This window comes from Streptomyces sp. NBC_01439 (assembly GCF_036227605.1).
Classification (GTDB): domain Bacteria; phylum Actinomycetota; class Actinomycetes; order Streptomycetales; family Streptomycetaceae; genus Streptomyces.
In genome coordinates this window covers 5,914,669-5,932,778 of record NZ_CP109487.1, presented here as the reverse complement: position 1 = coordinate 5,932,778, position 18,110 = coordinate 5,914,669, and the positions used below count along the sequence as shown (strand labels likewise).

Sequence of the window (18,110 nt, the reverse complement as noted above, 5' to 3'; positions counted from 1 at the left end):
CACATACTGGTCAGTAGGCGTCGACGACCTGCACTTCTTCCTCGGTGATCACTCCGTCGACGATCCGGTACGAGCGGAATTGGAACTCGCCGAGGCCGTCCTTGTCCGCCGTCGAGACGAGCACGTAGTGCGCGCCGGGCTCGTTCGCGTACGTGACGTCGGTGCGCGAGGGGTACGCCTCGGTCGCGGTGTGCGAGTGGTAGACGATCACCGGCTCCTCGTCGCGGTCGTCCAGATCGCGGTAGAGCTTCAGCAGGTCCTTCGAGTCAAACTCGTAGAACGTGGGCGAGCGGGCCGCGTTGAGCATCGGGACGAACCGCTCGGGGCGGTCGGTGCCCGCCGGGCCGGCCACGACGCCGCACGCCTCGTCGGGGTGGTCCTGGCGGGCGTGCTCGACGATCTGGTCGTACAGGGCCTGGGTGAGGGTCAGCATGAGCGACAGGATAAGCAGACGGGCCCCCGCGTACCGAGGAACGGTACGCAGGGGCCCGGATGCTGGACAGGGGGTCCGTGGCGTCAGACGTCCACGCTCAGCGAGACCTTCACGGAGGTGTCCCCGTCCTGGCCGCGGCGCTTGGCGACCAGGTAGGAGACGCCCAGGATCAGGCCCCACAGCGGGGCGCAGTACAGCGAGACGCGGGAGTCCTTGTCGGCGCCCATCATCACGATGACCATGCCGATGAAGAGCAGCGCGAACCAGCTCGTGTACGGGGCGCCGGGGGCGCGGAACGCGGACTGCGGCAGCTCGCCGCGGTCGGCCTTGGCGCGGTAGCGGATCTGGCAGACCAGGATCATGATCCAGGCCCACATGCCGGAGATGGTGGCGAAGGAGACGACGTAGTCGAAGGCCTTGCCCGGGGCGACGTAGTTGATCCAGACGCCCACCAGCATCAGCGCGGCGGAGAAGGTGGTGCCGATGAGCGGGGTGCCGCTCTTGGTGAGCTTGGTGAAGACCTTCGGGCCCTGGCCGTTGAGCGCGAGGTCGCGCAGCATGCGGCCGGTGGAGTACATGCCCGAGTTGCAGGAGGACAGCGCGGCGGTCAGCACGACGAAGTTGACGATCGCGGCGCCGATGCCCAGGCCCATGCGCTCGAAGGCGGCGACGAAGGGCGAGACGCCCGGCTGGAAGTGCGTCCACGGGACGACCGACAGGATCATGATGAGCGCGCCGACGTAGAAGACGGCGATGCGCCACGGCACGGTGTTGATGGCCTTGGGCAGGGTCTTCTCGGGGTCCTTGGACTCGCCGGCGGTGACGCCGACGAGCTCGACCGCGAGGAAGGCGAACATCACGATCTGCAGGGTCATCAGCGTGCCGCCGATGCCCTTGGGGAAGAAGCCGCCGTCGTTCCACAGGTTGGAGACGGTGGCGGTGTCGGCCGCGTCGGAGAAGCCAATGGTGAGGATGCCGGCGCAGATCAGGATCATGCCGACGATGGCGGTGACCTTGACCATGGAGAACCAGAACTCGAGCTCACCGAAGAGCTTCACGGAGATCAGGTTGGCGGCGTAGAGGATGACCGTGAAGATCAGCGCGTAGGCCCACTGCGGGAAGCTGTCGTGGGTCCAGTACGACATGTACTGCGCGGCCGCGGTGACCTCGGTGATGCCGGTGACCACCCAGAACAGCCAGTAGGTCCAGCCGGTGACGTACCCCCAGAACGGGCCCAGGAACTCGCGGGCGTAGTCCGAGAAGGAACCGGAGACGGGCCGGTACATGAGCAGCTCGCCCAGGGCCCGCATGATGAAGAAGATGACCAGGCCGGCGATGGCGTACGCCAGGATCAGGCTCGGGCCCGCCTTGGAGATCGCCTTGCCCGCGCCCAGGAACAGGCCGGTGCCGATGGCTCCGCCGATCGCGATCATCTGGATCTGACGGGCTCCGAGCGTGCGGTGGTAACCCTCGCCGCCCTCGCCCGCTCCGCCCTCACCGGGCGTCTTGTCGTGCTGCTCGACCTGCACTGAGGTCATGTCTGGTGCGCCTTTCTCCACGCCGACCCGCGCCTTCATTGGCTGCGGATCGGGTCCTCGATCCCCCCGGATACGGATGGAGTTGCACGCCGGCGGTCAGCCGGTCCAAGCGAGCCGGGGGACATGGGTGGCGTCCCGTCGGCGATCGTGAAGATTTATCACGTGCTTACGGCTGCCCGAGGGGGAGAAATGTGGCGGAGGGCATCAAAAAATCACCCCAAAGCACCGGAAACGGATCAGATCACCGCATGGCGGTGATCTGATCGTTATCCGGATTTGAGCGTCCGCTGAGCGAACGACGTTCCCTCTTGAGGATTCTCAGAGCGTTTCGATCAAGGTTTCCTGGAGGCCGCCGAGCCACAGGTAGGCCATCACCATCGGCTTGCGCGGGTCCTCGTCCGGCAGCCGGAAGAGCACCGCGCTCTCGTCGTCCTCGGTGATCTCGAGGCGGGCCGCGATGGTCAGGCGCAGGTCGTTGAGCGCACCGAGCCAGCGCAGCGACAGCTCGCCGGACAGCTCCAGCACCGCCGCGCCGTCGCCGGCCGGGGTGAGCCCGTCCAGGCTGCGCACGACCGCCAGTGCGTCCTCGCGCTTGCGGGCGCGCAGGTCGTTCTCGGTGAAGCGGCGGAACTCCGCGGAGCGGGCCGCGATCTCCTCGGGGTCCACACCCTTGTCGCCGGCCCCGTCGGGGGCCCCGTACGCGTCGGGGAAGAGCCGGGCCAACGCCGGGTCGGACGGGGGCTCGGAGGGGCCCTCGGCGAACAGCGCGGCGAGCGGGTCGGCGTCCTCGGCGGGCTCCGGCGCACCGGGGCCGATCAGTTCCAGCAGCTGGACGGCCAGCGAGCGCAGGATCGAGATCTCGATCTCGTCGAGCGCGATGGCGGCGCCGCCGCCCTTCAGGGACTCGAAGGTGCCGCCCATCAGTTGCGGTCCTGCGAGAGGGTCGCCCACAGGCCGTAGCCGTGCATGGCCTGCACGTCGCGCTCCATTTCTTCGCGGGTGCCGCTCGAAACGACCGCCCGCCCCTTGTGGTGGACGTCGAGCATCAGCTTGTGCGCCACGTCCTTCGAGTAGCCGAAGTACGCCTGGAACACGTACGCCACGTAGCTCATGAGGTTGACCGGGTCGTTGTGCACCAGGGTCACCCAGGGGACGTCGGGTTCGGGGACCGCAAAGGTCTCTTCGGCGGATTCGGTGCGTTCGATCTCAACAGGAGCAACACTCACTCGTCCCATGCTGCCACCTCGACCGCACCACCGCCCAAACAGGGGCCGAACGGCTCGGTCGAGCAATCGCCACCTACATCTCGTCACTTTGACGAAATATGCGCTAGCATCCCAGCCATGAACCCTGCGGACCTGGGCCTGCCGGTGGACGTGCCGTCGACAGCGCTCTTCACGGACCATTACGAGCTCACGATGTTGCAGGCCGCCCTGGCCAACGGCACCGCCGACCGACGCTCGGTCTTCGAGGTGTTCACCCGGCGGCTGCCCGAGGGGCGCCGCTACGGGGTGATCGCCGGAACCGGGCGGGTGCTGGACGCGGTGGAGAACTTCCGCTTCGACGGCGCGGTGCTGGAGTTCCTGCGCGAGCGGGCCGTCGTCGACATGCGGACGCTGGACTGGCTGGCCTCGTACCGCTTCTCCGGCGACATCTGGGGCTACCAGGAGGGGGAGGTCTACTTCCCCGGTTCCCCCGTCCTGCGGGTGGAGGGCAGCTTCGCCGAGTGCGTGCTGCTGGAGACCGTGATCCTGTCGATCCTGAACCACGACTCGGCGATCGCCGCGGCCGCCTCCCGGATGTCCTCGGCGGCGGGCGGACGCCCGCTGATCGAGATGGGCGCCCGGCGCACGCACGAACTGGCGGCCGTCGCCGCGTCGCGGGCCGCGTACGTGGGCGGCTTCACCTCGACCTCGGACCTGGCGGCCGGATTCCGGTACGGCATCCCGACGGTCGGCACGAGCGCGCACGCCTTCACCCTGGTCCACGACAGCGAGCGGGACGCCTTCACGGCCCAGGTGGACTCGCTGGGCCGGGGCACCACCCTGCTGGTGGACACGTACGACGTCGCCGAGGCCGTCCGGACCGCCGTCGAGGTGGCGGGCACCGACCTGGGCGCGGTCCGCATCGACTCCGGAGACCTGCTCCTCGTGGCGCACCGGGTGCGGCAGCAGCTCGACGAGCTGGGCGCGACCTCGACGAAGATCGTGGTCACCTCGGACCTCGACGAGTACGCCATCGCCTCCCTGGCGGCGGCTCCGGTGGACACGTACGGCGTGGGCACCCAGCTGGTGACCGGCAGCGGGCACCCGACGTGCTCGATGGTCTACAAGCTGGTGGCGCGGGCCACCTCGGCGGACCCGAAGGCGGCGCTGGCCCCGGTGGCCAAGAAGTCCACGGGGGGCAAGACCTCCATCGGCGGCCGCAAGTGGGCGGCCCGGCGGCGGGACGCGGAGGGGGTGGCGGAGGCGGAGGTGATCGGCGTGGGGCCCGTGCCGGCGGCCCTGGCCGACCACCAGCTCCTGACCCAGCTGGTCAAGGCCGGCGAGGTGGTCGCCCGCGAGCCGCTGGAGGCCGCACGGGACCGCCACCGCGCTGCCCGCGCGGGGCTCCCGCTCTCGGCGACGCAGCTCTCGCGCGGCGAGGCCGTGATCCCCACGGAGTACGTCTAGCCCTGCGGGCACGCCCGGCGGGAGGGACGGGGGCTCCGCCCCCGACCCCCACAGCGCTCCGCGCCCGCGCCCCTCACTCCCCCGGCTACCGCTGGGAGGCACCCCCAGACCGTGCTGGATCGGCCGGAGCCGTCAGCCCGGCACGGCCGGAACTGCCCGCAGGGCAATCTCAGCCCCGCCGGCGTTTGAGGCGCGGGGGTCCGGGGGCAGAGCCCCCACGCGGCGCAGCCGCCATGCAGCACAGTGGGAAGGGGCGGGGTGGGGAAAGAGCCCCCCGCAGGAGCCGCCGCAGCACACCATCGAGCCGAAGGGCACGCGAAATGCACCGCGCACTGATCGTCGTTGACGTACAGAACGACTTCTGCGAGGGCGGCAGCCTCGCGGTCACCGGCGGAGCCGACGTCGCCGCCGCCGTCACCGAGTACATCGGCCAGGCCGCGCCCGCCTACCGGCACGTCGTCGCCACCCGCGACCACCACGTCGACCCGGGGTCGCACTTCGCGCACCCGCCGGCCGAGCCGGACTACGAGACCTCCTGGCCCGTCCACTGCGTCGCCGGGACCGAGGGCGTGGGCTTCCACCCGAACTTCGCCCCCGCCGTGGCCTCGGGTGCCGTCTCCGCCGTCTTCGACAAGGGCGCGTACGAGGCCGCGTACAGCGGATTCGAGGGCGCCGACGAGAACGGGACGACGCTCGGCCAGTGGCTGCGGGACCGGAACGTCACCGAGGTCGACGTGGTCGGGATCGCCACCGACCACTGCGTGCGGGCCACCGCCCTCGACGCCGCACGCGCCGGCTTCACCGCCCGCGTCCTGCTGGACCTGACCGCCGCCGTGGCCCCGCACACGACCGCACGGGCCCTGGACGAGCTCCGTGCGGCCGGCGTGACCCTGGTGGGCGGTCCGGCCGACCGGAGCACCGCGTAAGACAGGACTCAGGTGCCCAGCAGGGCCCGGATGGGGTGCCAGAGCTCCTGCGCCCGGTCCGGGGCGCCGCGCCACAGCAGGCCGTCCGGATGGTGCAGGACGGCCGTGACCTCGTCCGGGGTCGGCGGGTACGCGTTGCCCCGCAGGTACACCGCCCGCATTCCGAGGTTCCGCAGCCTGGTCAGGGCGCGGGCCCGGTTCGCGGCGTGCACCAGCACACGGACGTTTCCGCCTTCTCCGGACGGCCTCGGCAGCACGAGCGCCACCACCACGCTGCCGCCCGGCAATCTCACGAAACCTCCGCCTGGCATGGCTGTCATCTCCCCCGTCAATAAGACACTCGTACTCGGCATCTAAACGCGATCGGCCGCCGCCCGCTAGAGGGCGACGGCCGATCATGCTTTGACCTGCAGTTTTGCCGAGTTACTTCGAGGAGGGGCCGACCTCGATGGTCATGACCTCACCGTCGTAGGTCTCCTTCAGGATCTTGATCTTGGTGTTGGTGTCAGTGACCTTCACCGATCCGGTCGGGTTCTCGTCGTAGTAGTACTTGCCCTTGTGGTCGTCGAAGACCAGGTTCGCGGGCTTCGGCTTGAGGAAGAGCTCCTCGCCGTTCTTGTGCAGGGTGATCGCATCCGTCGAGTACGCGCTGAAGGTGGCGTCGTACGGCTGGATCTTGTTGCGGAGCAGGGTGCCGTCCGCCCACTTCATGGGCTTGGCGTTGGCGTCGATCGGCAGGATCAGGCCCTGGCCCGGGTGGACGCTGGTGTTGTTGTCCTTCTGGCTGGTGTCCCACTGCCAGATGAGCAGACCGTCCTGGTACGGGTAGTGCTCGACCCAGTCCGGCTTGGTGTTGCCGAAGCCGAAGTTGTACGGGCCCACCTTGAGGGTGGAGTCGTACGAGACGTAACGGCGGTTCTCGGCGATGTAGCGCTGCGCGTACTCCTTGGAGAAGTCGGCGCCGATGCGCGAGAAGCCCTTGCCGGTCCAGCCGTTGTCGCCGTTCTCGGCGCCGTCGGTGAACAGCGCGGAGCCGTCCGCGGTCAGGGAGATGGCGTCGGCCGTGAAGCCCTTGCCGCCCGCGCCGCCGTCCGTCTGGTAGCGGAAGCGGAGGTCGACCTTCTTGCCCGCGTAGGCGTCGAGCGGGAAGTTCAGGTTCTTCCAGGCGCCCGAGACACCGGTGAGCGACGGGCTGCCGGAGGCGTCGACCGGGAGGGCCGTGCCGTCGGCGGTGCCGGCCAGCGCGGTCCAGGTGGCGCCGCCGTCCGTGGACACCTCGGTGTAGAGGTAGTCGTAGTCGGCCTCGATGTCCCACCAGCCCTTGAGGGACAGGGCGGCGGACTTCTTGCCCGTCAGGTCGACGGAGCGGGTCAGGGTGTTCTTGAGGTCGTCACCCATGTTGCTCCACCACTGGGTGGAGCCCTCGGCCGGCTTGACGACCTCGGTCTTGACCTGCTTCTTCGGCAGCTCGACGACGAGCGCCTGCTTGTCCTTGGTGTTGAACGCCGACACGCCCAGCTTGTGGGTGGACTTCGTCGCGGCCTTGGCCGTGTCGTAGTTCAGCCAGCCCAGCTGGAGCTTGTCCCAGGCGGTCATGTCGCCCGGGGTGTCGCCGATGGAGTCCTTGCCCTTGCCGAGCCAGGAACCGGCCGACATCAGGGACCAGAAGCCGACGCTGTTGTCGCCGCCACCGGTGGTGTCGTAGAGGTCCGGCAGACCGAGGTCGTGACCGTACTCGTGCGCGAAGACGCCGAGGCCGCCGTTCTCGGGCTGCATCGTGTAGTCGCCGACCCAGATGCCGGTGGTGCCGATCTGGGTGCCGCCGGCCTTGTTGTTGTCCGGGCCGGTCTTGCCCGCCGCGGTGCCGTAGGCGTACCAGCGGTGCGCCCACAGCGCGGTCGTGCCCTGCACGCCGCCACCGGCCGACTCGTCCTCGCCCGCGTGGACGATCTGGAAGTGGTCGATGTAGCCGTCGGGCTCGTTGAAGTTGCCGTCGTTGTCGAAGTCGTAGCGGTCCCACTGGTCGTACTGGGACAGCTGCGCCTTGATCTGCGCGTCGGTCTTGCCGGCCTTCTTCTGGGCCTCCGACCATGCGGTGACGCCGTCCTTGACGGTGTCCCACACGTTGGAGCAGTTGGTCTGGCCGCAGTAGTTGGAGCCGTAACGGCCCTCGTTGTACGGGACCTTGACCCAGTCGGCGACCTCGCCCTCGACCGAGTAACGGCCCGAGGAGGTCTTCTCGTAGTACGTCTTCAGCGAGTCCTTGCCCTGACCCGTGGCGAAGTACAGGTCCTGGAAGTACTGGCGGCTGAAGTCCTTGCGCCAGGCCGTGCTGTTGTCCTTGGCACGGTCCGGCTGGGCGATCTGGTTGTGCAGCGGACCGGGGGTACCGCCGTACTTGGGGACCTCGGGCTTGGGGCCCGGGCCGTCCGGGTCGAACATGGTCGTGTTGTCGACCTGGTCGCCGAACTCGACGAGGATCGTGAAGATCTTGTCGGTCTTCTCGCGGCCGAGCTCGACGTACTTCTTGTCGTCCAGCTTGACGACCTTGGAGGCGCCGCGCTGCTCGACGCCCTTCTTGCCGGTCAGGACCTGGTCCAGGGCGGCCGCGCGCTGCTTGGCCTGCTGGTCGCTGAAGGGGCCCTTGAGGTCGTGCTCGACGACCTTGGACGGCGAGGTCGGGTCCTGCCGGTCGGCCGCCGGGGCGGCCGGAGCCTTGCCCTCGGCCTGAGCCGCGGTGACGGTGAAGAAGGTGGCGCTTGTCGCACAAGCGGCCATGGTCACGGTGACGGCGGCAGCGCGTATCGCACGCCGTCTGGCGGAATTGCTGGTCACTTGATGTGTTCCCCTCCCGCGGCCGCAACGTTGGTCGGAACTTCTCCATAGGAGCGGGGGGTTCCGCGCGGCGCGCGTCTCAAGTGACGACATTTGACCGGAGGGAAGCAAGAAAAGACAGACCTTGACTTGTCCCTTACAACTGCACTATGCGGTCGGGGAGTTCCGCTATCCGGACGTTCCACAGCCATACGGGGCGAAGGGTCCTTCACGACCGCGCGAGTGGTCCGTCCCGTCCCCCTTTCTCCCCCTGCCGTCGCCCGGAAAATGATCCCGTGCGCCCCCCGTGCTCCGGCACCGTGTGTTAGGTCACGCTTACCAGCGGTCCGACTCGGGCATCTCCCGTCATAGAGTCACTTGACGCGCGAACTGGTTGAGCCGACTCCCCCTCCCCTCACCGAGGACGGATATCGCCATGCCGCGTCCGACTGTCGCACAGCTCGCGTACGGGTCCGCCACGGTCGTCGTGTCGACGATCGCCATGCTGCTGCTCTCGCAGACGAGCACCGGGCTCGGCGTCGCGGTCATCTCCGCCGCCGCGCTCGCCCTGGGTCTGCTCGTCGCGCTCACCGTTCCCGTCCCGCGGCGCCGCGGCCGCCACGCGGGGCGCACGGGGGCCTCCGCGTCCGCCGGTGGACCCGCGGCCGAGGAGGGCGCGACAGGGGCCGTCCGGGCGTCCGAGTCCCGGCCGGCGGCGACGGCCGAACACCCCGTACACCACTGACGGTTGACGCCCCACGCGGCGCGGGCGGCCACCCCCGGAGGGACGGCCGCCCGCGTCGCGGTGCGTCATGTCTAGCCGGTGGCCTGGACCACCACGGTCTTGGCGACCTTGTCGTGCAAGCCCTGCTTGTACGGCTTGTCGACCAGGATCGAGACAACCAGCGCGATCGGCCACAGGCAGGCGCAGCAGATCAGGGTCGGCAGCCAGAGCACGGCGGCGCGCGTCAGGGAGGCGTTGGAGTTCGGCACGCTGCCGTCGTTGAGCATCGCGACGCGCAGGCCCATCGCCTTCTTGCCGACCGTCTGGCCGTTCTTCTTGGTGAACCACCAGTCGTAGCCGACGTACGCGATGATCGAAATCAGGGTCATGATCAGGCCGCTGCCGCTGTAGGACTTGCTGAAGACATCGCCGATGTCCTCGCCCCGGTCGGCGTCGTACCGGTAGCGGCCGGTGCCGAACGCCCACTGGATGAGGGCCAGCGGGATCGCGACGATCACGACGTCGATGATGCGCGCGAGGAGCCGCTTGCCGAAGTCGGCGAGCGGGGGCATCCCGGCGAGCGGATCGGGCATGCCGTAGCCGCCGCTCCCGCCGTACGGGTCTCCGCCGCCTCCGTACGGGGGTGGCGGGGGCGGATATCCCCCGCCCCCGCCCGGACCGCCGGGCGGCCCTCCGGGCGGGGGCGGCGGACCGCCGCTTCCGGGGGGCGGCGAGCCGTACGGCGAACCGCCCGACGGAGGCGTCGGTTCCTGGGGCTTCTTGAGGAACGGGTCGTCCTCGGGCGGCTGGCCCGGCGGCTGGTCGGTACTCATGGCCCGAGTCGAACCCGGCTCCGCCACCCCCGCAACGGGACGGCGTCCATTCGGGGGGAGGGGCGGCGCCGGGCCCGGTCCCGGGCGCCCTCCCGGGTCGTCCCGGCCGGTCTCCCGGGCCGTCCCGGCGCGCTCAGCGGGCCACGTACGTCCTGGCCGCCTTGTCGTGCCAGGCCTGTCGGCGCGGTCGGTCCACGAGGCACCAGAGGCTGCCGGGGAGACCGAGGACGGCGTACACCAGCCAGCGGCGCAGGGCCGCGCTGAAGGTGGGCGGGCGCAGGCTGGCGGTGGCCAGGACCCGGACGCCCAGCAGCTTCTTGCCCGGGGTGCGGCCCCAACGGGCGGTGGGCAGCACCTCGTAGAGGATCCCGAAGAGGAGGACGGTGCCGAGGACCAGTCCCAGGAGGCCGGCGATGGTCCCGTCGAGGAGCCAGACGGTGGTGGTGCGACCGCTCGCCCGGGCGGCGTTCACCTTGGCCTCGACGTGGGCGGCGGCCTCGGGGAGGAGGGGCCGGGCCACGGCCACCGCGACGGCGGCGTAGGCGAGGGAGTCCAGCGCGCGGGCCACGGCCCTGCGCGACAGCCCCGCGGGGCGCACGGCCCGCTCGGCCATCCGCTCGAAGACCTCCCGCGGCGTACGGGCCGTCGCGGGGCGGGAGCCGGGGCCGCCGGAGCGGTCCGCTTCGGGCCCGCGCGGCTCCCGGCTCTGCGGCTGGGACTGCGGCTTGGGCTGGGGCTCCGCCGGGGCCGCCGCCTCGGGGCGCGGGGCCCACACCTCGGGGCGGTCTGCGGCCGGGGCTGCGGACGCGGCGGGCTCGGCAGGGGCGGCGGGGCGGGGCCGAGGAGGTGCGGGAGCCGGGGTGGGCGCGGGTGCGGGCGCGGGTGCGTCGGCGACCGCCTCGGGCCAGGAGGAGGTGAGCCCGGACCCGCCCGCCCCGCCGGTCCCGGGGGCTTCGGGCCACTCCGGGGCGGGGGCCGGGGCAGAGGTCGGGGCAGGTGCCGGGGCGGCCGGGGAACGCACCGACAGGATGCCCGCGGCGGCCTGCTCGGCGGGTCTCGCGGGCGTCGTACGGGCCAGGGAGATGCCCGCCGGCCGCGGGGCCGGGTCGGGTTCGAGTTCGAGTTCGGGCTCCGGTTCCGGTTCCGGATCGGGCTGCGCAGCGGACTGCGCAACGGGTTCCGGATCCGGCGCACTGCTCCCCCACGACACCCGGTGGTCGCGGGGCCCGCCGAAGCCGGCCTGGTGCGCGGGATCGGCCTGCCACACCGCGGGTTCGGGAGCGAGGGCGTGCACGGGGGCGGGGGCCGGCTCCGGCAGCGCCTCGGTCACGGAGGTCTCGTCGAGGAACACCGGTCCCGTCTCGTCCGCGCGCAGGGAGCGCCCGCCGCGGGCGGCGGGTACGACAGGTGTGGCGGGTGTGGCGACCGGGGCGGGCACGGGGGCGGGGGCGGGGGCGGCCTGCGCGACAGGTGCCGGCTGCGGGGCAGGGCGGCTCGTACCGGGAACCCAGGCCGCTCCGTTCCAGTAGCGGATGTACCCCGGGATGGACGGATCCGGGTAGTAGCCCTCGCGGGCCGCGTGCTCGCCGTCACCAGGGGAGGCCGTCATGTCCCCAACTCCGATCGTGGCTTGAGGCTTGTGCAAGGGAGGACCATAGCCAAGAACCGCCCCCCGGCAGGTCCGGTAACGGGAGAATCCAAGCAAACGAGCGAACGTCACCCTGCACGACGGTTTTCGGTCAACCGAAAGAAATCGGCCAATCTCCGGTTCGCTGCCCGAAGTCTCGTCATACCTGGGCACACTGCCGCTCTCTCCGGGTGCGGGGCACCGTCCGGCCCCGTGCACCGAACCGAAGTGAGGCCGTCATGCACCACCCCGTCATCGAGCGCGAGCTGGAACTGAAGCTGGTCCTGTCCCCCGAGCGCAGCATCCCCGTCCCCGCCCGGCTCCTCTACCTGACGCACGACCCGTACGCCGTCCACATCACCTTCCACACCGGCTCGTACAGCCCCGTCAATTGGACGTTCGCCCGCGAGCTGCTCGTCGAGGGGGTGTTCCGTCCCTGCGGCCACGGCGACGTCCGGATCTGGCCCACGAAGGTCGACAACAAGGCCGTGCTCTGCATGGCGCTCACCTCCCCGGACGGCGACGCGCTCCTGGAGGCCCCGGCGGGCTCCGTGTCGGCCTGGCTGGAGCGCACGTTGCGCGTCGTTCCGCCCGGCACCGAGGCCGAGCGCCTCGGCCTGGACGACGGGCTGGTCGAGCTGCTCGCCCCGACCCCGGCCGACGATTTGTGGCTGCGCGACCCGTGGCCGTCGGACGAGTCGGCGGACGGGGACCTGTGATGCCGGGCGACCGCACGCCGGTCGGACCCGGCCGCACCGGCAGCCCGGGCCTGACCGGCAGCCCGGGCCGCACGGGCGGCGCCCGGCGGGCGGCGTCAGAAGAGCTTGCCGGGATTGAGCAGCCCGAGCGGGTCGAAGGCCTGCTTGACGGCCCGCTGCATCTCCAGCCCCACCGGGCCGAGTTCGCGGGCCAGCCACTCCTTCTTCAGCACACCGACCCCGTGCTCGCCGGTGATGGTCCCGCCCAGGGAGAGACCGAGCGCCATGATCTCGCCGAAGGACTCGCGGGCCCGCCGCGTCTCGTCCTCGTCCGCGGGGTCGAAGCAGACGATCGGGTGGGTGTTGCCGTCCCCGGCGTGCGCACAGACCCCGATGAGCAGGTCCTGGGCGCGGGCGATGGCGGCCGTACCGTCCAGCATCTCGCCGAGCCTCGAGCGCGGTACGCACACGTCGTCGATCATCGTCGCCGGCCGCAGCGCCTCCAGCGCGGGGAAGGACATCCGGCGGGCCTGAAGCAGCAGTTCGGACTCCGCCTGGTCCTCGGCGGGGACGACGGCGGTGGCCCCGGCGGCCGTGCACAGCTCCCCCACGGCCGCGAGGTCCTCGGGGGCGTGCGGGGTGTCGAAGGCGGCCAGCAGCAGGGCCTCCGTGGCCTCGGGCAGCCCCATCTTCCCGAGGGCGTTGACGGCCCGGACGGTCGTCCGGTCCATCAGCTCCAGCAGCGAGGGGGTCAGACCCGCTTCCATGACGGCGCAGACGGCCTCGCAGGCGGCGGCGACGGAGGGGAACTCGGCGGCCAGCGCCAGCTGCCGGGGCGGCGCCGGCCGCAGCGCGAGGACGGCCTGGACGACCACGCCCAGGCTGCCCTCGGAGCCCACGAAGAGCCGGGTGAGGTCGTAGCCCGCCACCCCCTTGGCGGTACGCCGGCCCGTGCGCAGCAGCCGCCCGTCGGCCAGGACCACGTCGAGGCCGAGCACGTACTCGGCGGTGACCCCGTACTTGACGCAGCACAGGCCGCCCGAGGCGGTGCCGATGTTGCCGCCGATGGTGCACTGCTCCCAGCTGGAGGGGTCGGGCGGGTAGTACAGGCCCCGTTCGGCGACGGCACGTGAGAGGACGGCGTTGACCACGCCCGGCTCGACCACGGCGATCCGGTCGACGGCGCTGATCTCCAGGATCCGGTCCATCTTGACGAGCGAGAGCACGATGCAGCCGTCGGAGGCGTTGGCGCCGCCCGACAGGCCCGTCCGGGCGCCCTGCGGGACCACGGGGATCCGTAGGGCCGTGGCCGTGCGCAGGACGTGCTGGACCTGTTCCACGGTCCGGGGCAGGACGACGGCGGCCGGGGTGCCGGCGGCGCAGAAGCTGGCCATGTCGGTGGCGTATGAGGTGGTCACCTGGGGATCGGTGTGCAGGGCCTCGGCGGGGAGCCCTTCGAGCAGGCGGACCCGCAGACGTGCGAAGAGATCGTCATCCATGGAACCAGCGTGGCAGCCGGGGCCATCGGTGTGAACACGACCGCGCCCCCCTTCGGACACCTCGGTGAGCTCTTCATATTGACGCACAGTGACCCCATGGACCGTATCGACGAGGAATCGCAGACGCCGGCGCCGCCCGTGACCTTCACCGGCCGCAAGACGCTCGTGGCGGCCGCGGTCGCCGTGGTCCTGATCGCCGGTGCCCTGCTGATCCGGCCCGCCCGGACCGCTGACGACGCCCGTCCGCCGGAGCCGGGCGATCGTGCCGCGTCGGCGTTGGGCATGGGGGCGCCCGCGTCGGCGGTGGACTTGGCGGCGCTGGTGGCGGACCGGGAGAAGTGGCTCGCGGCGCATCCGGACGATGACGCCTCGTGGGCCGTGCTCGGCTCCGCGTACCTCGAACAGGCGCGACGGACGGCCGATTCCGGCTGGTTCCCGAAGGCGGAGAAGGCCCTGAAGCGCTCGTTGGAGGGCCGTCCGGCCGAGAAGGGCAACTTCGACGCGATGACGGGCATGGGCGCGCTGGCCAATGCCCGGCGGGACTACGGGACGGCCCGCAAGTGGGGTGAGCTCGTACGGGCGCAGGCGCCCAAGCGGTGGACGGCCTACCCGGTGCTGGTGGACGCGTACACCGGGCTCGGCGACTACAAGGGCGCGCAGAAGGCGATGGAGCTGCTGCTGGACATGCGGCCGGGACTGGCCGCGTACGTCAGGGCCTCGCAGGTCTACCGGGACCGCGGCTGGCGCGAGGACGCGGTGGTGGCGATGGAGCACGCGGCGGGTGCCGCGAAGGCCCCGGCGGAGAAGGCGTACGCGTTGTTCCGTCTCGGGGAACTGTCGTGGGAGCGGGGCGACGCGGCCGAGGCGCTGCGGCAGTACGAGGGCGCGCTGCGGACGGATCCGGCGCAGGCGGAGGCCCTCGGTGGCCGGGCCCGTGCGCTGGCCGCGCTGGGGCGCGGCGGCGAGGCGGTACGGGACTACCGGCTGGCGCTGGGCCGGTCGGCGCTGCCGCAGCTGGCGCGGGAGCTCGGCGAGCTGCTGGACGCGCTGGGCCGGGGACCGGAGGCGCGCGCCCAGTACGGGGCGCTGACCACGATGGTGGCCCGGGACAGCCGCAACGGGGTCGACGACGTGGTGCTCCTCGGTCTGTACGAGGCGGACCACGGCGATGCGACGGCGGCGGTGCGGCGCCTGTCGCAGGAGTGGTCGCGGCACAAGAGCGTGCAGGTCGCGGACGCGCTGGGGTGGGCGCTGCACCAGACCGGCGAGGACGCGGCGGCGCTGGAGTACGCGAAGAAGGCCACGGAGCCGGGGCTGCGCAGCGCCGACTTCGCCTTCCACCGGGCGATGATCGAACGCGGCCTGGGTGACGAGGAGGCGGCCCGCCGCCACTTCCAGGAGGCCATGCGGACGAACCCGCACTTCTCACCGCTGCGCGCGCCGGTGGCGAAGGAGGCCCTGGCATCGATCGCGCAGCCGCCGGCGGGGGGTCCGGAGAACGTCCGGCCGACCGCTCCGTGGGTGGAGCCGGAGCTCCCGAAGGCGGAGAAGCCGACGTCGACCCCGACCCCGACCCCGACCCCGACGCCCGCGCCGAAGCCGACGGGGCGCTGACGGCGCTGGCCGCAGGGGGCGGCCTGCGCGAACACGAGGGCGCCGCACCCGTGAACGGGTGCGGCGCCGGGCCCCCCTCGGGCCGTGCTGTGAACCTGCGGGCCGAGCCGGAGGCTAGTAGGGCTTGGTCAGGTTGGGGCTGGTGTTGCGTGTCCTAAGGGCTCGGTGAGTCGTTCAAGACGTGTGACGCCGGAGGAAATTGCAGCTGTACGTGGCGAGTTGGAGGACTTCGCGGCGGAGGTTTTCGAGCCGTTCGCGCGTAAGGATCAGCGTCGGTGGGGGCGGGTTTACCTGCGGGGCCTGCTCACGGACGGGCAGCGCAAGTCGGTCGAGCCGATGGCCGCCCGGCTGGGCGAGGACGGGAACCGTCAGGCCCTGGCCCACTTCATCACCACCAGCCCGTGGGACCCCGCGCATGTGCGGGCCCGGCTGGCCTGGAGCATGGAGAAGGCGATCCGGCCCACCGTGCTGATCTTCGATGACACCGGCTTCCTCAAGGACGGCAATGCCTCGGCGTGTGTCTCGCGGCAGTACACCGGCACTGCGGGCAAGGTCACCAACTGCCAGGTGGGCGTCTCCCTGCACCTGGCCTCGGACCACGCCTCGGTGGCGGTCAACTGGCGGCTGTTCCAGCCCGAGGCCTGGGACCCCGCCTCGCCGAAGGCGGACCCGGCCAAGGTCGCCCGCCGCACCGCCTGCGGCATTCCCGACGACACCGGGCATGTGGAGAAATGGCAGCTGGCCCTGGACATGCTGGATGAGACCCGCTCGTGGGGCATCGAGGTGCCGCTGGCCGTCGCGGACGCCGGATACGGAGACGCGGCGGCATTCCGGCACGGCCTGCAGGCCCGCGGCCTCAACTACATGGTGGGGATCTCCACCACCCTCTCGGCCCAGCCCGGCGAAGCCGTGCCGGTGACCGAGCCCTACTCCGGGAACGGACGGCCACCCGTGGCGAAGTACCCGGACAAGCCGCAGTCGGTGAAACAGCTGGTCATCGCGGCCGGCCGGAAGACGGCGAAGCCAGTGCAATGGCGTGAGGGCTCCCGGCCCGGCACCGGCCGCAGCGGCTTCAAGCGGATGTACTCGCGGTTCGTGGCCTTGCGGATCCGGCCTGCCGGTCGCGAGGTCCGCCACACGGTCGAGGGCCCGGAACTGCCCGCATGCTGGCTGCTGGCCGAGTGGCCGGCCGACCAGGGCGAACCCGTTCAGTTCTGGCTCTCCGACCTGCCCGCCGACACCCCGCTGACCACCCTGGTCCGCCTGGCCAAGCTCCGCTGGCGCATCGAGCACGACTACCGCGAGATGAAACAGGCCCTGGGACTTGCCCACTTCGAGGGACGCACCTGGAACGGATGGCACCACCACGTCACCCTCGTATCCGTCGCCCACGCCTTCTGCACCCTGCAACGACTGGCCAGAGCCCCAAAAGACATGGCGCCGGCCTGAGCCTCTACCAAGTCGTCCGCGAGCTACAAACCCTCCTCGCGACATGGACCGGCGCATGCCCCACCTGCCACCGCGGCATACCCACACCAACCCCAACCTGACCAAGCCCTACTAGAGGTTGCCGCGCTTGTCCTGCTCGCGCTCGATCGCCTCGAACAGGGCCTTGAAGTTGCCCTTGCCGAAGCCCATCGAACCGTGCCGCTCGATGATCTCGAAGAAGACCGTCGGGCGGTCCTGCACCGGCTTGGTGAAGATCTGCAGCAGGTAGCCGTCCTCGTCGCGGTCGGCCAGGATCTTCAGTTCGCGCAGCTCGTCGATCGGCACCCGGGTGTCGCCGACCCACTCGCCGAGGGTGTCGTAGTAGGTGTCCGGGACGGACAGGAACTGGACGCCCGCCGCGCGCATCGAGCGGACGGTGGAGACGATGTCGTTCGAGGCCAGCGCGATGTGCTGGACACCGGGGCCGTTGTAGAACTCCAGGTACTCGTCGATCTGCGACTTCTTCTTCGCGATCGCCGGCTCGTTGATCGGGAACTTGACCTTCTTGGTGCCGTCCGCGACCACCTTGGACATCAGCGCCGAGTACTCGGTCGCGATGTCGTCGCCCACGAACTCCTTCATGTTCGTGAAGCCCATGACCTTGTTGTAGAACGCGACCCACTCGTTCATCCGGCCGAGCTCGACGTTGCCGACGCAGTGGTCGATGGCCTGGAAGGTGCGCTTGGCCGGGGGCTCGACCATCGGGTCGACGGCCTCGTAGCCCGGCAGGTAGGGGCCGGTGTAGTCGCGGCGCTCGACCAGCGTGTGGCGGGTCTGGCCGTAGGTCGCGATCGCGGCCAGCACGACCGTGCCGTTCTCGTCCTTGACCTCGTACGGCTCGTCCAGCCCGCGGGCGCCCTGCTCGACGGCGTACGCGTACGCCGCACGGACGTCCGGGACCTCGATGGCGAGGTCGATCACGCCGTCGCCGTGCTCGGTGACGTGCTCGGCGAGGAAGCGGCCGTGGTCGGTCGTCGCCTTGATGACCGAGGTCAGCACGAAGCGCGCGGAGCCGTTGGTCAGGACGTAGCTGGCCGTCTCGCGGGAGCCGGTCTCCGGTCCGGAGTAGGCCACGAGCTTCATGCCGAAGGCGGTCGAGTAGTAGTGCGCGGCCTGCTTGGCGTTGCCGACGGCGAAGACGACCGCGTCCATGCCCTTCACCGGGAAGGGGTCGGCCTCACGCGCGGTGTGCGGAGTGGTTTCGAGGTTCAGGGACTCAGTCATGAGCGCAGAGTCCCGCCGAT

Annotated in this window: 16 protein-coding genes; 6 read left to right on the top strand and 10 right to left on the bottom strand. The window is 71.0% G+C overall.

Annotated elements, in window-relative coordinates; all coding sequences use genetic code 11:
• Positions 1 to 10 precede the first annotated feature (10 nt).
• The 4 genes from OG207_RS26755 to clpS all read right to left on the bottom strand — a co-directional run bounded on the left by OG207_RS26755 (position 11) and on the right by clpS (position 3,206).
• The gene (locus OG207_RS26755) at positions 11 to 433 is read right to left on the bottom strand and encodes a Mov34/MPN/PAD-1 family protein (RefSeq protein WP_150257610.1); all 423 of its coding nucleotides are present in this window, start codon (positions 431 to 433) and stop codon (positions 11 to 13) included.
• 83 nt (positions 434 to 516) lie between these two features.
• The gene (locus OG207_RS26750) at positions 517 to 1,971 is read right to left on the bottom strand and encodes an amino acid permease (RefSeq protein WP_329101566.1); all 1,455 of its coding nucleotides are present in this window, start codon (positions 1,969 to 1,971) and stop codon (positions 517 to 519) included.
• A gap of 318 nt (positions 1,972 to 2,289) precedes the next feature.
• Complete coding sequence (locus tag OG207_RS26745) at positions 2,290 to 2,892, bottom strand: DUF2017 domain-containing protein (protein ID WP_329101564.1); 603 nt, start codon at positions 2,890 to 2,892, stop codon at positions 2,290 to 2,292.
• Positions 2,892 to 3,206: an ATP-dependent Clp protease adapter ClpS gene (gene clpS / locus OG207_RS26740; protein ID WP_030010601.1), complete on the bottom strand. Its 315-nt coding sequence runs from the start codon at positions 3,204 to 3,206 to the stop codon at positions 2,892 to 2,894. Before clpS ends, OG207_RS26745 begins: the two co-directional genes overlap by 1 nt.
• A gap of 108 nt (positions 3,207 to 3,314) precedes the next feature.
• Between clpS and OG207_RS26735 the strand changes: the two genes are divergently transcribed.
• Complete coding sequence (locus OG207_RS26735; RefSeq protein WP_329101562.1) at positions 3,315 to 4,643, top strand: nicotinate phosphoribosyltransferase; 1,329 nt, start codon at positions 3,315 to 3,317, stop codon at positions 4,641 to 4,643.
• Between the two features lie 320 nt (positions 4,644 to 4,963).
• A complete protein-coding gene (locus tag OG207_RS26730; RefSeq protein ID WP_329101559.1) occupies positions 4,964 to 5,569 on the top strand; it encodes an isochorismatase family protein in 606 nt (201 codons plus the stop codon).
• Positions 5,570 to 5,577: 8 nt separating this feature from the next.
• On the opposite strand, the gene OG207_RS26725 is transcribed toward OG207_RS26730, so the two are convergent.
• Positions 5,578 to 5,880, bottom strand: coding sequence for a hypothetical protein (locus OG207_RS26725; protein ID WP_329101557.1), 303 nt, complete (start codon positions 5,878 to 5,880; stop codon positions 5,578 to 5,580).
• Positions 5,881 to 5,992: 112 nt separating this feature from the next.
• Positions 5,993 to 8,347, bottom strand: a complete 2,355-nt coding sequence (locus OG207_RS26720) for an immune inhibitor A domain-containing protein (protein ID WP_329107904.1) — start codon at positions 8,345 to 8,347, stop codon at positions 5,993 to 5,995.
• Between the two features lie 472 nt (positions 8,348 to 8,819).
• Between OG207_RS26720 and OG207_RS26715 the strand changes: the two genes are divergently transcribed.
• Positions 8,820 to 9,128, top strand: a complete 309-nt coding sequence (locus OG207_RS26715; RefSeq protein ID WP_329101555.1) for a hypothetical protein — start codon at positions 8,820 to 8,822, stop codon at positions 9,126 to 9,128.
• Positions 9,129 to 9,199: 71 nt separating this feature from the next.
• Here the strand turns inward: OG207_RS26715 and OG207_RS26710 are convergent, their stop codons facing one another.
• Together OG207_RS26710 and OG207_RS26705 are read right to left on the bottom strand one after the other, a co-directional pair.
• Entirely contained in the window at positions 9,200 to 9,940 is a 741-nt protein-coding gene (locus OG207_RS26710) for an RDD family protein (RefSeq protein ID WP_329101553.1), read from the bottom strand.
• A 133-nt stretch (positions 9,941 to 10,073) separates the two neighbouring features.
• Positions 10,074 to 11,549, bottom strand: coding sequence for an RDD family protein (locus OG207_RS26705; RefSeq protein ID WP_329101551.1), 1,476 nt, complete (start codon positions 11,547 to 11,549; stop codon positions 10,074 to 10,076).
• A 257-nt stretch (positions 11,550 to 11,806) separates the two neighbouring features.
• Between OG207_RS26705 and OG207_RS26700 the strand changes: the two genes are divergently transcribed.
• Positions 11,807 to 12,286, top strand: a complete 480-nt coding sequence (locus OG207_RS26700; RefSeq protein WP_329101549.1) for an SsgA family sporulation/cell division regulator — start codon at positions 11,807 to 11,809, stop codon at positions 12,284 to 12,286.
• Between the two features lie 95 nt (positions 12,287 to 12,381).
• Here OG207_RS26700 and OG207_RS26695 read toward each other — a convergent pair whose 3' ends face one another.
• Positions 12,382 to 13,764 (bottom strand): FAD-binding oxidoreductase, encoded by a 1,383-nt coding sequence (locus tag OG207_RS26695; RefSeq protein WP_329101548.1) that lies wholly within the window; start codon positions 13,762 to 13,764, stop codon positions 12,382 to 12,384.
• 96 nt (positions 13,765 to 13,860) lie between these two features.
• Here OG207_RS26695 and OG207_RS26690 point away from each other — a divergent pair, with 96 nt between their 5' ends.
• A complete protein-coding gene (locus OG207_RS26690; RefSeq protein WP_329101546.1) occupies positions 13,861 to 15,378 on the top strand; it encodes a tetratricopeptide repeat protein in 1,518 nt (505 codons plus the stop codon).
• Positions 15,379 to 15,561: 183 nt separating this feature from the next.
• Positions 15,562 to 16,827 carry an IS701 family transposase gene (locus tag OG207_RS26685; protein ID WP_329095407.1) on the top strand — a complete coding sequence of 422 codons (1,266 nt, stop codon included), beginning with the start codon at positions 15,562 to 15,564 and terminating at the stop codon, positions 16,825 to 16,827.
• 111 nt (positions 16,828 to 16,938) lie between these two features.
• Here the strand turns inward: OG207_RS26685 and hppD are convergent, their stop codons facing one another.
• On the bottom strand, positions 16,939 to 18,090 hold the full coding sequence (gene hppD / locus OG207_RS26680) for a 4-hydroxyphenylpyruvate dioxygenase (RefSeq protein ID WP_329101544.1): 1,152 nt from the start codon (positions 18,088 to 18,090) through the stop codon (positions 16,939 to 16,941).
• Between the last annotated feature and the right edge of the window lie 20 nt (positions 18,091 to 18,110).

Coding starts and splice junctions, on each gene's coding strand:
- hppD (WP_329101544.1), bottom strand. CDS start 18,090: ATGACTGAGTCCCTGAACCTCGAAACCACTCCGCACACCGCGCGTGAG.
- clpS (WP_030010601.1), bottom strand. CDS start 3,206: ATGGGACGAGTGAGTGTTGCTCCTGTTGAGATCGAACGCACCGAATCC.
- OG207_RS26725 (WP_329101557.1), bottom strand. CDS start 5,880: ATGCCAGGCGGAGGTTTCGTGAGATTGCCGGGCGGCAGCGTGGTGGTG.
- OG207_RS26750 (WP_329101566.1), bottom strand. CDS start 1,971: ATGACCTCAGTGCAGGTCGAGCAGCACGACAAGACGCCCGGTGAGGGC.
- OG207_RS26735 (WP_329101562.1), top strand. CDS start 3,315: ATGAACCCTGCGGACCTGGGCCTGCCGGTGGACGTGCCGTCGACAGCG.
- OG207_RS26700 (WP_329101549.1), top strand. CDS start 11,807: ATGCACCACCCCGTCATCGAGCGCGAGCTGGAACTGAAGCTGGTCCTG.
- OG207_RS26715 (WP_329101555.1), top strand. CDS start 8,820: ATGCCGCGTCCGACTGTCGCACAGCTCGCGTACGGGTCCGCCACGGTC.
- OG207_RS26730 (WP_329101559.1), top strand. CDS start 4,964: ATGCACCGCGCACTGATCGTCGTTGACGTACAGAACGACTTCTGCGAG.
- OG207_RS26755 (WP_150257610.1), bottom strand. CDS start 433: ATGCTGACCCTCACCCAGGCCCTGTACGACCAGATCGTCGAGCACGCC.
- OG207_RS26710 (WP_329101553.1), bottom strand. CDS start 9,940: ATGAGTACCGACCAGCCGCCGGGCCAGCCGCCCGAGGACGACCCGTTC.
- OG207_RS26720 (WP_329107904.1), bottom strand. CDS start 8,347: ATGGCCGCTTGTGCGACAAGCGCCACCTTCTTCACCGTCACCGCGGCT.
- OG207_RS26695 (WP_329101548.1), bottom strand. CDS start 13,764: ATGGATGACGATCTCTTCGCACGTCTGCGGGTCCGCCTGCTCGAAGGG.
- OG207_RS26705 (WP_329101551.1), bottom strand. CDS start 11,549: ATGACGGCCTCCCCTGGTGACGGCGAGCACGCGGCCCGCGAGGGCTAC.
- OG207_RS26690 (WP_329101546.1), top strand. CDS start 13,861: ATGGACCGTATCGACGAGGAATCGCAGACGCCGGCGCCGCCCGTGACC.
- OG207_RS26745 (WP_329101564.1), bottom strand. CDS start 2,892: ATGGGCGGCACCTTCGAGTCCCTGAAGGGCGGCGGCGCCGCCATCGCG.